This is a genomic window from Nocardia sp. NBC_00416, from assembly GCF_036032445.1.
Classification (GTDB): Bacteria; Actinomycetota; Actinomycetes; order Mycobacteriales; family Mycobacteriaceae; genus Nocardia.
Map to the genome: position 1 here is coordinate 3,456,213 of NZ_CP107932.1, position 13,127 is coordinate 3,469,339.

Consider the following 13,127-nt stretch of genomic DNA (forward strand, 5'->3'; position numbering starts at 1 on the left):
TACGCTCCGCTGCCTCCTCCGGCGCTGACCGGTCATGCCTGGTTCCCCTCGGTCTCGTTCTGCTCACGGGCCATGGCCTCGTGGATGACCGCCGGTTCGGCGGCCGCCTCGTCCTCGTCGAACAGCGGGCGGATGCCGCGCGCGGCCATGATCTCGTCGTTGCTGGTGCCCGCCGCGACCATCGGCCACACCTGGGCGTCCTTGCCGACGATGAAATCGATCACCACGGGCCGGTCGTTGATCGACTGGGCCTCGCGGATCGCGGCCTCCACATCCTCTTCCTTCTCGACGCGGATACCGTGGCAGCCCAGTGCCTCGGCCAGCTTCACGAAATCGGGGATGCGCAGACCGTGGGTCTTGAGGTCGGTGTTGGAGTAGCGCTTGTCGTAGAACAGGGTCTGCCACTGGCGGACCATGCCCAGATTGCCGTTGTTGATCAGCGCGACCTTGATCGGCACACCCTCCACCGCGCAGGTGGCGAGTTCCTGATTGGTCATCTGGAAGCAGCCGTCGCCGTCGACCGCCCACACCTCGCGGTCGGGCTGACCCATCTTGGCGCCCATCGCGGCCGGGACCGCGTAACCCATGGTTCCGGCGCCGCCGGAGTTCAGCCAGGTGCGCGGCTTCTCGTACTTGATGAACTGGGCGGCCCACATCTGGTGCTGGCCGACGCCCGCGCAGTAGATGGCGTCGGGTCCGGCCAGGCGGCCCAGGGTCTCGATGACGAATTCCGGCGACACCGATCCGTCCGACGGCTTGCTCCAGCCGAGCGGGAAGGACTCGCGGACGCCGTCGAGGTAGGCCCGCCAGGCGGTCAGGTCGAGTTCGAAACCGGCCGGGTCGGCGCGCAGGGTCTCGATGAGTTCGGTGATCACCTCGCGGCAGTCGCCGACGATCGGCACATCCGCGTGCCGGTTCTTACCGATCTCGGCCGGGTCGATATCGGCGTGGATGACCTTGGCGGCGGGCGCGAAGGAGTCCAGCTTCCCGGTGACGCGGTCGTCGAACCGGGCGCCGAGGGTGATCAGCAGATCCGATTTCTGCAGGGCGGCCACCGCGGCCACGGTGCCGTGCATACCCGGCATACCCATATTCAGTTCGTGGCTGTCGGGGAACGCCCCGCGTGCCATCAGGGTGGTGACCACCGGGATACCGGTGAGCTCGGCGAGCTCGAGCAGTTCGGCCGAGGCCTCGGACTTGATCACGCCGCCGCCGACGTAGAGCACGGGCTGAGTGGACTCGGCGATCAGCCGCGCGGCCTCACGCACCTGCTTACCGTGCGGTTTGGTGACCGGACGGTAGCCGGGCAGCCGCATTTCCGGCGGCCAGCTGAACGTCGTCTGCTCCTGCAGCACATCCTTCGGGATGTCCACCAGCACCACCCCCGGGCGTCCGCTGGAGGCCAAGTAGAAGGCCTCGGCGAGGATACGCGGGATATCGATGCCCTCTTTGATCAGGAAGTTGTGTTTGGTGATCGGCATGGTGATGCCGGAGATATCGGCTTCCTGGAACGCGTCGGTGCCGATCAGGCTGCGACCGACCTGACCGGTGATCGCGACCATCGGCACCGAGTCCATCTGGGCGTCCGCGATCGGGGTCACCAGGTTGGTCGCGCCGGGGCCGGAGGTGGCCATACAGACACCGACCTTGCCGGTGGCCTGGGCGTATCCGGTGGCCGCGTGACCCGCGCCCTGCTCGTGCCGCACGAGCACATGGCGCACCTTGGTGGAATCGAAGAGCGGATCGTAGAGCGGAAGCACAGCGCCACCCGGAATACCGAATACGGTGTCGACGCCGAGCTCCTCGAGGGCCCGGACGACCGACTGCGCGCCGATGACCCGCTCGGGCGGGACCTGGCGGCGGTTCGCCGAGGTGGTCGGAGCGCCGGCCGAGGCCGACGGGTTCGAAGGCGCGGGCCTGCGGGCCGCGGGCCCGGGCCGGGTAGTTGGTGCGCTCACCGTCTTGGTTCCTTACTGCTTGTCGTTCACTGGTCCCGACATAAAAAATCCCTCGACAGCCGGCGGCTGTTCGAGGGTGGCGCGTCGCAGTGCGAGCTGACGTATTCGACTCCGGATCGTCGGGCTCAGCGCTGGACGCGCCGGCCGATTACGAGCATCTCGTTTCGATTCACGCGCATGACGGTATGTGTGCGTGTGGTGCAGAGTCAAACGCCTCACCGCCTACTTCCCATTATGTGGGAAGGTAGCGGGTGCTCACGCCCGTTCACCATGATGCGAGGATGGTGGTGTGTCATCACCGCATCAGTCCGTGCCACCTCCTGAATCGTCCCATATCCCCGCGGCCGCGGAGGTAACGGGTGGGGCTTCGGCGCCGCCCGGACCGACCCGTGTGATCCGCATGACAGGACTGGCCTACCTCGGGGTGTTCATCCTGGTGATGTGCGTGTTCTTCCCGATCGTCGGCTGGCCCGCCGGACTGTTCTGGCTGGCGATCATTCCGATCGCCGCCTTCGTGTGGGTATTGCGGACCCAGACCAAGGTCTCACCGGCGGGCTTGGATCTGCGCACGGTGTTCTCGTCCCGCCACATCGGGTGGGAAGGCGTGCGGGGTGTGGCCATCCCCAAGCGCGGATATGTGCGGGTACATCTGGACGACGACAGCGAGGTCGCGCTTCCGGCGGTGAGCTACGACAGGCTGCGCGATCTGGTGGACGCCTCGGGCGGGCGGATCCCCGACCCCTTCGCACTCCCGGACCCGGACACACCGGCCGATACCGCCGACCGGACACCCGATGACACCGCCGACAAAGCGCCCGACGAGACCGCCGACAAGGCATCGGACGACACCGCCGATCAGAGTGACGCCGGCGCCGAGCGAGAAGCCGGCGCCGAGAACACGACCGGGAAGCGCGACTCCGACTCCGCGGCAACCGGTCCCGCCGGCACCGAGACCGATCCCGGGACCACTTCCGGCCCGGAGTAGCCTGGACGAACGCCGATCGCACCGGATCCGCGGTCCTGCGCCGCCGCCGGGCGATACGGCGCTGTCGCATCTTTCAGCCCCGCGACCCGACCGAGGACACCCATGCCACCGCTTCGTTCCCGAACAACCACCATCGGCCGCAATGCCGCCGGCGCCCGCGCCCTGTGGCGGGCCACCGGTATGACCGACTCCGATTTCGGTAAGCCGATCGTCGCGATCGCCAACTCCTACACCCAGTTCGTACCAGGGCATGTGCACCTGAAGAACGTGGGCGAGATCGTGGCCGACGCGGTGCGCGAAGCGGGCGGGGTACCGCGCGAATTCCACACCATCGCCGTGGACGACGGTATCGCCATGGGGCACGGCGGCATGCTCTATTCACTGCCCAGCCGCGAGATCATCGCCGACTCCGTGGAGTACATGGCGAACGCGCACACCGCCGACGCGCTCGTGTGCATCTCGAACTGCGACAAGATCACGCCGGGCATGCTCAACGCGGCCATGCGGCTGAACATCCCCGCCGTCTTCGTCTCGGGCGGGCCGATGGAGGCCGGAAAGGCCGTGGTCGTGGGCGGGGTCGCGCAGGCCCCGACGGATCTGATCACCGCCATCTCCGCCAGCGCCAACAGCGCGGTCACCGACGAGGGGCTCGACGAGGTCGAGCGCAGCGCCTGCCCGACCTGCGGTTCCTGTTCGGGCATGTTCACCGCGAACTCGATGAACTGCCTCACCGAAGCCCTGGGTCTGGCCCTGCCGGGCAACGGCTCGACGCTGGCCACCCATGCCGCGCGGCATGCGCTGTTCGAGCGGGCCGGCCGGGTCGTCGTCGATATCGCGACCCGCTGGTACCGCGACGACGACGCGTCGGTGCTGCCGCGCAACGTGGCCGACGAGAAGGCCTTCCGCAACGCCATGGCCCTGGACGTGGCGATGGGCGGTTCGACCAACACCGTGCTGCACACCCTGGCCGCCGCGCAGGAGGGTGAGATCGATTTCGATCTGCACACCATCGAGACCATCAGCCGGAAGGTGCCGACCCTGTCCAAGGTGGCGCCGAACTCCGACTATCACATGGAGGACGTCCACCGGGCCGGCGGCATCCCGGCCATCCTGGGCGAACTGCGCCGGGCCGGCCTGCTGGAAACCGATGTGAGCACGGTGCACTCCGCGACCGTCGACGAATGGCTCGACACCTGGGACATCCGCTCGGGTAAGGCCTCCGACGAGGCGCTCGAACTGTTCCACGCGGCGCCCGGCGGGGTGCGCACCACCGAACCGTTCTCCACCGAGAACCGCTGGTCTTCGCTGGACACCGATGCCGCGGGCGGCTGCATCCGCGATATCGAGCACGCCTACACCGCCGAAGGCGGGCTGGTAGTGCTGCGCGGCAATATCGCGGTGGACGGCGCGGTGCTGAAAACCGCCGGTATCGACGAGGAACTGTTCTCCTTCCAGGGGCCGGCCCTCGTGGTGGAATCCCAGGAGGAAGCCGTTTCGGTGATCCTGAGCAAGAAGATCCAGCCGGGCGATGTGCTCGTGGTGCGTTACGAGGGTCCGGCGGGCGGCCCCGGCATGCAGGAGATGTTGCACCCGACCGCGTTCCTGAAGGGCGCGGGTCTGGGCAAACAGTGCGCGCTGATCACCGACGGCCGGTTCTCCGGCGGCACCTCGGGTCTGTCCATCGGGCACATCTCGCCCGAGGCGGCCAGCGGCGGTGTGATCGGACTGGTGGAGAACGGCGACCTGATCCGCATCGACGTCGCGACCCGCACGCTCGAGGTCGTGGTCGACGACGCGGTCCTGGCGGAGCGGCGGGCCAAGATGGAAGCCCGGGAACGCCCGTGGCAGCCGCAGAACCGTGAACGCCCGGTGACCACCGCCCTACGCGCGTACGCGGCGCTGGCCACCTCGGCCGACAAGGGCGCGGTCCGGCACGTGCCCTGATCGGACAGATACCCGAAGAGACGAAGGCGCCCCCTCGAATCCAAGATTCGAGGGGGCGCCTTGTCGTATGCCGGGTCCGCGATATCAGTCGAACGGGCCGATACCGGTCAGCGGGTTCCCGTCCTGCAGGTACCAGTAGGTGAGCACCGCGGCCGCGATCGCCAGCAGCAGCACCACGAAGGACCCCGCCGCGGGGCGGATGGCCCAGCCCCTGTTCCGGTCGAAGGACCAGCGCCCCGGGCCGGTGAAGATGATCGCGACCGCGGCGCCGACCAGGATGGTCTCCATCTCGACCGCGCCCGGACCGGCCTTGTACTGGAATCCCGGGTACATGCCCTGCTTCCAGAACCAGGCGTCCAGGATCACCGCCAATACCGCGCCCGCCGCCAAAGGCGTAGCCAGCCCCAGGATCAACAGGATGCCGCCGCCCACCTCACCGGCGGTCACCATCGCGGCCGCGGCGGAGGGATGATCCCAGCCGCTGTTCTCCATCATGCTCTTGGTGCCGTCCAGACCGGGGCCGTGGAACCAGCCCGTCAGCTTCTGCAGCCCGTGGTAGAGGAACGTGGCGCCGACGACCAGCCGGAGGATGAACAGGCCGAAATCGAGGGTGCCGCGCCGGCCGTCGAGATTTCGGCGGCGCAGTCGCCCGCCGCTCGGCGGGGTACCGGCCGGCGGGATGCTCGCATAGGAGTACGTACCGTCATGGCTGCCGGAATCGCCCGGCCCGCCCGGTCCCGGAACATCGCCCGGCGTGCCACCGGTAGTAGTCGAGGCGTTCACCGGCAACTCCTTGGTCATGGCCACTTTCGGAAACTGGCCGGTCGGGGAGTCATAGGGACTCCCGACCCCGCCCGCGGTGGTCGATACCGCGCGCTGTTCTGCGGTAGACAGATTCCCGGGCCCCGCGGCCTCGGAGGACGCGGATCCGTTTCTCGCCTTGGCACTCACTCCTCAACAGTAAGCCGCCGACCCTCTGTACACCCCGCTGAAATCGCGGCGTGTCCGCGCCACCCTGTGGGAGCGTGTCACGCGAGGGACGGGTCCGGACCAGAGGACCGCCCGCACCGATAGCCGGGGCATAGAGGCGCGCCCGGAGGCATTTCCACTACGTTGGGACATTATGAGGTCGGTTGGCGCGCGGCGCGTGACGGTGGGTCTGATACTCGGGGCGTTGGTGCTGGGTGGATGTGCCCGATTCGACGATTCCGCATCCAGTCCGTTCACCCCGGAACCGACACTGGACGGCGCGAAACTCGAACCGAAGAAACCCAAGCCGGAAGAGAACTCCACCACCCGGCCGAGCGGCCCGTGCATCGATCCCGACCCGGCGGTGGTGGTCAGTTGCCTCGACACCACCGGCGGGCTGGTGGAAATGGGCGGGTACGCACTGGTCGCCGAACGCCGCACGGGACGGATTCTGCAGGTCGCGCCGGAACAGCCGCCGGTCGAGGTGGCCCGCGTCGAGGTGGATCCCGCGGGCGACGGAGGATTGAGCGATATCGCGGTCTCCCCCACCTACCCCGAAGACGGGCTGATCTACGCCTACGTCACCACCGCGAGCGACAACCGGGTGGTCCGCGTCGCCGAAGGCGGCCCGCCGAAACCGGTATTGACGGGAATCCCGAAGGGCGCCACCGGAAACCGCGGCGCGATCGACTGGTCCACACCGAACCAGATGCTGGTGCTCACCGGCGATGCCGGCGATCCCGCCGGGGCGAGCAACCCCGCGAGCATGGCGGGCAAACTGCTGCGGGTGAACAACCCGACGGCCAACGGCAACGCCCCGACCGAGGTCGCGGTCTCGGGTATCGGCTCGGCCGGCGATATCTGCCTGGGCGGCGATCAGATCTGGATCACCGACCGCACCCCCGCTCTGGACCGCCTGCAACGCATCGGTCCCGACGGCGTGGTCACCACCGCGTGGACGTGGCCCGACCGGCCGGGGGTCGCCGGTTGCGCGGTGACCCCGGAAGGCGTGGCGATCTCGCTGACCGACGCCAAAGCGCTCGCGATGGCCACGCCCGATCCGAAGACCTTCGCGGTCACCGCACCGCCGAGCGTCTTCATCGCGAACAAATACGGTCGCCTGCTCGGCGCCGCCCCCTCCATGGACGGGACGATCTGGGTGACCACGGCGAACAAATCCGAGGGCGGACAACCCACTCCCAACGACGACCGGGTGGTGCGGATCCCGCCGCCGTCCGCCGGTGGCGGCGGACCCGACTGACCTCGGTACGCGACGCGGGGGGTGATCGTGGTCATCGCGATCACCGCCGGCCCCGTATCGGACCCCGCCTCCGGCCGGGTCCGATGTCAGCCCACCGCCGCACCGACCGGCTGCCGGAGGATAGTGCGCAGCTTCTCGGGCGCCACCTTGCGGAAATCGCCGAGGTAGATCTCGTGATGCTTACCGGCCATCTGTAGCCCGTTGCCCGGAATGAACTCGTGATGCATCCGGGAGAGCGCGTCGGCCTCGTCGTCGTAGGAGCCGATGTGCAGTGTCTGCACACATCGACCCTCCGACAACGTGTCCAGCCGGACCTCGCGCAGGCGGCGCGGGCTCTGCGCGGCCGCGATCCCTTCCACCGCGGCCGCCAGCATCTCCTGGTCGATCCAGTCCGGAACCATGATCATCAACGTCCAGTCCCAGCGGGACTTGTCGCGGGCCGCCGTGAAGGCGTCCATATCGCCGGCCCACCACAAACCCTCCAGCGGCATGACGACGTGGTCGCGCCCGAGGTTTCGTTTACTGGCGAACTTCAACCGGTAGGCCAGCGGGTAGAGCGCCGCGGTCGCGTCGGCGAAAGCGGGGCTGGTGTTGGGATCGCCGTGCCCGTCGATCATCAGGTACTGCAGGTCGGGCACGTCTACCAGCTCGAACCGGCCCTTGCGCGCACGATAGGCGTCGATCTCTTTCTTGAAGTCGAGTTTGTCCGTCATCGGCAACCCACAACCCTTCTACCTCCCCAGAGGCTCGGCGACCACGAGAAGACCTCGCGTGCTGATAACGCTAGGAGGCATTGCGGCCAGTTTCGGGCACCGCGAAACGGCGGAAGGTGGGTTTGCTCGCGAAAGCGAGAGTGGGCTTCGCACGAAGGTGAGAGGTGGACTCACTCGCGAAGGTCTGTGTTTATTTGCGCCGCCTGCGGCGTCGCGGGTTGCGGCCCCAGAGGGCCCGCTGTTCAGCGCCCGAGACTCGCGCCTGCGGCGCATGCGCTTCGGGCGCTGAACAGCGGGCCGGGCCGCAACCTTCGAGGGCCTCGCTGGACTCGGCGCGGGGAGGGTGCCGCGGTTCGCGGAGGGGAGGCTGCATCAGGGGTTTCCGTGCGGCCTACCCAGTCGCGGGGAGTGCGGTGCGCTACGCCACCCGTGGTGGGCGGTGCCCCGACCCGGTGCCGGTCAGCTGCAGGCGGCGAGCACCAGTTCGCGTACCCGGGCTGCGTCGGCTTGGCCACGGGTGGCTTTCATGACGTCGCCGACGATCTTGCCCGCGGCCTGTACCTTGCCCGACCGGATCTTGTCCGCGATATCGGGGTTGGCGGCGAGCGCTTTGTCGACCTCGGTCTGCAGGGCGCTGTCGTCGCTGACCATGCCGAGACCCTTGGATTCGACGATCCGGCCCGGATCGCCTTCGCCGTCGAGCACCAGATCGACGACCTGTTTGGCGACCTTGTTGTTCACCGTTTTGGCTTCGACCAGTCCGATCACCTCGGCCACCTGGCCGGGAGTGATCGGCAGTTCCTCGAGGCCGACGCCGCGTTCGTTGGCCTTCTCGGTGAGGTAGGCGACCCACCACGAACGCGCTTCCTTCGCGGGTGCGCCGGCGTCGACCGTGGCGATGATCAGATCGAGGGCGCCCGCGTTGACCAGATCGCGCATGACCTCGTCGGAGACACCCCAATCGGACTGGATGCGGCCCCGGCGCAACCACGGGTATTCGGGGATGCTGCCGCGCAGCTGCTCCACCCACGCGGTATCGGGCGCGATGGGTTCCAGGTCGGGTTCGGGGAAGTACCGGTAGTCCTCGGCGGTTTCCTTGCGGCGGCCCGGGGAGGTGGAGCTGTCGGCTTCCTGGAAGTGCCGGGTCTCCTGGATCACCTCGCCGCCGGAGGCCAGAACCGCGCCCTGACGACGCATCTCGTACCGGACCGCGACTTCGACGCTCTTGAGCGAGTTCACGTTCTTGGTTTCGGTGCGGGTGCCGAAAACCTGCGCGCCGACCGGCATCAGCGAGACGTTGGCGTCGCAGCGCAGCGAGCCGTGCTCCATTCGCACATCGGACACCTGCAACGATTTCAGCAGATCGCGCAGGGCCGTGACATATGCGCGCGCCACCTCGGGCGCCCGGTCACCGGCGCCGGTGACGGGTTTGGTGACGATCTCGATGAGCGGCACCCCGGCCCGGTTGTAGTCGAGCAGTGAGTGGCTCGCGCCGTGGATACGCCCGATGGCGCCGCCGACGTGCAGCGACTTCCCGGTGTCCTCCTCCATATGAGCGCGTTCGATCTCGACCCGGAAGATGGTGCCGTCGTCGAGCGGGACCTCGAGATAGCCCTCGGTGGCGATGGGCTCGTCGTACTGGCTGATCTGGTAGTTCTTCGGCTGGTCCGGGTAGAAGTAGTTCTTGCGCGCGAACCGGCCCCACGGGGTGATGGAACAGTTGAGCGCCAGACCGATCCGCACCGCCGACTCCACGGCCTGCTGGTTGACCACCGGCAGCGAGCCGGGCAGCCCCAGGCAGACCGGGCAGACCTGGGTGTTGGGGTCGGCGCCGAACGTCGTCGGGCAACCGCAGAACATCTTGGTCGCGGTGTTCAGCTCGACATGGACCTCCATGCCCAGCACCGGCTCGTACCGGCTCACGACCTCGGCGTAATCCATGAGTTCGACGGTGGGTGCGCTCATGGCCCATAGTCTAAGCGTGCAGGTGCGGCCCCTCGGTGGGCGGTCAGGACAGTGGAATCCGCGCACCGAGCCAGCCGGTGACGGCGTCGAGGACCACCGCGTCGATAGTGGTTTCGATCGACTCGTACTCGGTGGTCAGGCCGGTCCCGGCGGGCTGCATCAGGTGGTTCAGCCCGTCGAACACGGTGACGGTGGCATCCATGTCGGCGGCCAGCAGGTCGCGCATCGGCTGCGCGTTCTGCGCGGCCGGGACCTGGACGTCCTTCGACCCGTAGAACGCGAACACCGGCCCCCGCAACGCCGCCAGCGCCGGGGCGGGGTCGTAGGACACCAGCGCGGCCATGTACGGGGTGTTCTGGCCGGTGAGGGCCTCCGACGGGCCGCGGAGATCCGGCGGCAGGGTCCGGTTGTAGGTCTCCGACAGTCGCGCACCCTTGGTGAGCTGCCCGGCCCGCAACGCCGCGGTCCAGTTGGTGAGGAAGACGCGATGGGCGTCCAGCTGTCCGGGTGTGGCACCGGCTTCGGTGAAGCTCCGGCGGCCCTGCTCCAGGATGATGCCGGTACCGGACACGGCGGGTCCGGCCATCATGATCGTGAACGCGATACCGTTCTCGGGCCGCGCCGCGACCAGCGGCGCCAGGTAACCGCCTTCGGAGTGTCCGAGCAGGCCGATCCGGTCCGGGTCGAGCTCCGGCCGATCACGTAGATACCGCAGCCCGGCCTCGATGTCACCGGCCAGGTCGGTGTAGTCGGCCTGATTCAGGTTGCCGCCGGTGCCGCCGACCCCGCGATCGTCGGTACGCAGCACCGCGTACCCGGCGCGGGTCAGCGTATCGGCGAGTAGCAAGAAAGGCTGGTGTCCGGCGATCTCCTCGTTCCGGTCCTGCGGACCGCTCCCGCTGACGAGCACGACTGTCGGCACCGGGCCGGTGGCATCCGCCGGAAGCGTCAGGGTGCCGGCGACGGTGATATTGCCGCTCGGATACGAAACATCCTCGGACACATAGGGATACGGAGGCACGGGTTGCTGCGGCCGAGCCGGCGGCGCAACAGGCTCCCGGTTCAGGGTCAGTCCGAAAGTGTGCCCGGACTGGCGGAAATCACCCACGATGGCGCCCGCGGATTCGTCGAGCCGGCCCGCGAACCTGGCCTCGCCCGGTACATCCGGGACCCCGAACTCCACCCGCCGGGGTTCGGCCACGACATCGGCCAGCGCGCGTCTGTCCACCCGCTCGGCGGGGATATCGATGACCCCGCTGCGGTGTCCGGTGAAATCCACCGCGACCACCACCGGCGCTCCGGGCACCTCGATGGCGCCGTGCCACTGCCCGCGCACCGTATCGTCGACCGCGCCGTCCGCGCAGCCGATGACCGACGCAACGACCGTCGAAAGAACCGCAACCAGCAACACTCCCCTGCCATGGTGCATGGTCAGACTGTATCCCCGGACCCCGATCCCGCCCGGCCGCAGCACCGTTCCGGCGCCGAGTTTTGCAAGATCTCCAAAGGTCGCGGCCCCACCGTTGCGCACCCGAACCGCATGCGCCGCAGACACAAGTCCCCACCCGCCCCGCCGCACCCGACGCAATCCCAACACAGTCGGGACCCGCCCCGGTTCCGGAGCAACAGAGCGAAGGAGCCCAGCCACCCACCACCAGAAACGACGACCCACAACCACCTCTCCGGACGGTCACCATCCCGTCGTCGGGGCCCGCCCCGGTTCTGGAGCGACGAAGCGAAGGAGCGCAGCGACTGAGCGTAGGAGTGAAGAACCGGGGTTGACAAGGGCCCCGACCCGCGACGCCGCAGGCGGCGCAAATAAACACAGACCTTCCCGAGCAACCCCACACCTTCACCTTCACAGCCCGGCAGGCTTCCTCACCTTCACATCACACGCCCCACCCCAGCGATGCCCGACACCCCTGGTCGGGGCCCGCCCGGTTCTGCAGCGACCGAGCGACGGAGTGAGGAACCGGGGTCACGAGCGCCCCGAACGCAGCGCCGCAAGCGATGCCAACACAGTCGAAGCACCCCCGGTTCCAGAGCGACGAAGCGAAGCAGCCCAGCCACCCACCACCAGAAGCGACAACCCACAACCACCACTCCGGACGGTCACCATTCCATGGTCGGGGCCCGCCCCGGTTCTGGAGCGACAGAGCGAAGGAGCGCAGCGACTGAGCGGCGGAGTGAAGAACCGGGGTTGACGAGGGCCTCGACCCGCCCCGCCGAAGGCGGGGCAATAGATACTGCTCAGCCGAAGAAGGCGCGGGCTTCGTCGTAGCGATCGGCCGGGACCCGTTTGAGCTGTTTGGTCGCCTCGTGTAGGGGTACCAGTCCGATCTCGGTGCCGCGTAACGCCACCATCTGGCCGAAGTGCCCGGCGTGCACCGCTTCGGCGGCGTGCAGGCCGAATCGTGTCGCCAGGACCCGGTCGTACGGGGAGGGGCTGCCGCCGCGCTGGACGTGTCCGAGCACGGTGGTGCGGACCTCTTTGCCGATCCGGCGCTCGATCTCCATGCCGAGCTGCTGCGCGACACCGGTGAACCGTTCGTGCCCGAATTCGTCGACCCCGCCTTCACGCAGGGTGAACCCGGATTCAGGGGCGGGATGCGACCCTTCGGCGACTACGCAGATGAAATGTTTGTCGCCGCGTTGGAAGCGGCTCTTGATCAGCGCGCAGACCTCTGTGACGTCGAAGGGCTGTTCCGGTACCAGGGTCAGATGCGCGCCCGCCGCCATCCCGGCGTGGACGGCGATCCACCCGGCGTGCCGGCCCATGACTTCGATGAGCATCACTCGCTGGTGGGATTCCGCGGTGGTGTGCAGCCGGTCGATGGCCTCGGTGGCGATGGACAGCGCGGTGTCGTGTCCGAAGGTGACATCGGTGCAATCGATATCGTTGTCGATCGTCTTCGGGACGCCGACGACCGGAACGCCTTCCTCGGACAGCCAGCTGGCGGCCGTCAGCGTGCCCTCGCCGCCGATCGGGATGAGCGCCTCGATGCCGTTGTCGTCCAGGGTCTGCCGGATGCGCCCGAGTCCCGCGCGCAATACATCCGGGTTGGTGCGCGCCGTGCCGAGCATTGTGCCGCCCTTGGCCAGCAGGCGATCGGTGCGGTCGTCGTTCTGGATCCGGACCTTGCGGTCTTCGAGTAATCCGCGCCAACCGTCTTCGAAGCCGACGATCGCGTCACCGTAGCGGCCGTTCGCAGTGCGAACGACGGCACGGATCACCGCGTTCAGTCCCGGGCAGTCCCCACCTCCGGTCAGGATTCCGATGCGCATGGCGCCCATCTTGCCCGCTTCGGGGCGGCTGCGCCGCTTCGGGCCCG

At 68.2% G+C, this 13,127-nt stretch carries 9 protein-coding genes; 3 read left to right on the forward strand and 6 right to left on the reverse strand.

Translation table 11 applies throughout. The features are described 5' to 3' along the window. Positions 1–32: 32 nt before the first annotated feature. Positions 33–1,958, reverse strand: coding sequence for an acetolactate synthase large subunit (locus tag OG804_RS14560; RefSeq protein WP_328397778.1), 1,926 nt, complete (start codon positions 1,956–1,958; stop codon positions 33–35). A 400-nt stretch (positions 1,959–2,358) separates the two neighbouring features. On the opposite strand from OG804_RS14560, the gene OG804_RS14565 reads away from it, so the two are divergent. Continuing rightward, positions 2,359–2,943 carry a PH domain-containing protein gene (locus OG804_RS14565; RefSeq protein ID WP_328397780.1) on the forward strand — a complete coding sequence of 195 codons (585 nt, stop codon included), beginning with the start codon at positions 2,359–2,361 and terminating at the stop codon, positions 2,941–2,943. Between the two features lie 102 nt (positions 2,944–3,045). After that, positions 3,046–4,887 (forward strand): dihydroxy-acid dehydratase, encoded by a 1,842-nt coding sequence (gene ilvD / locus OG804_RS14570; RefSeq protein WP_328397782.1) that lies wholly within the window; start codon positions 3,046–3,048, stop codon positions 4,885–4,887. A gap of 84 nt (positions 4,888–4,971) precedes the next feature. On the opposite strand, the gene OG804_RS14575 is transcribed toward ilvD, so the two are convergent. Next, positions 4,972–5,838 carry a DoxX family protein gene (locus tag OG804_RS14575; protein WP_328397784.1) on the reverse strand — a complete coding sequence of 289 codons (867 nt, stop codon included), beginning with the start codon at positions 5,836–5,838 and terminating at the stop codon, positions 4,972–4,974. 172 nt (positions 5,839–6,010) lie between these two features. Here OG804_RS14575 and OG804_RS14580 point away from each other — a divergent pair, with 172 nt between their 5' ends. Next, positions 6,011–7,117, forward strand: coding sequence for a PQQ-dependent sugar dehydrogenase (locus tag OG804_RS14580; RefSeq protein WP_328397786.1), 1,107 nt, complete (start codon positions 6,011–6,013; stop codon positions 7,115–7,117). Positions 7,118–7,203: 86 nt separating this feature from the next. Here the strand turns inward: OG804_RS14580 and OG804_RS14585 are convergent, their stop codons facing one another. From OG804_RS14585 to OG804_RS14600, 4 genes are all read right to left on the reverse strand, one after another. Next, positions 7,204–7,830 carry a GyrI-like domain-containing protein gene (locus tag OG804_RS14585; protein WP_328397788.1) on the reverse strand — a complete coding sequence of 209 codons (627 nt, stop codon included), beginning with the start codon at positions 7,828–7,830 and terminating at the stop codon, positions 7,204–7,206. Between the two features lie 459 nt (positions 7,831–8,289). Further along, positions 8,290–9,795 carry an Asp-tRNA(Asn)/Glu-tRNA(Gln) amidotransferase subunit GatB gene (gatB, locus tag OG804_RS14590; RefSeq protein WP_328397790.1) on the reverse strand — a complete coding sequence of 502 codons (1,506 nt, stop codon included), beginning with the start codon at positions 9,793–9,795 and terminating at the stop codon, positions 8,290–8,292. Between the two features lie 43 nt (positions 9,796–9,838). After that, entirely contained in the window at positions 9,839–11,224 is a 1,386-nt protein-coding gene (locus tag OG804_RS14595) for an alpha/beta hydrolase family protein (RefSeq protein ID WP_328397792.1), read from the reverse strand. Between the two features lie 821 nt (positions 11,225–12,045). Then, entirely contained in the window at positions 12,046–13,080 is a 1,035-nt protein-coding gene (locus tag OG804_RS14600; RefSeq protein ID WP_328397794.1) for an ATP-dependent 6-phosphofructokinase, read from the reverse strand. Between the last annotated feature and the right edge of the window lie 47 nt (positions 13,081–13,127).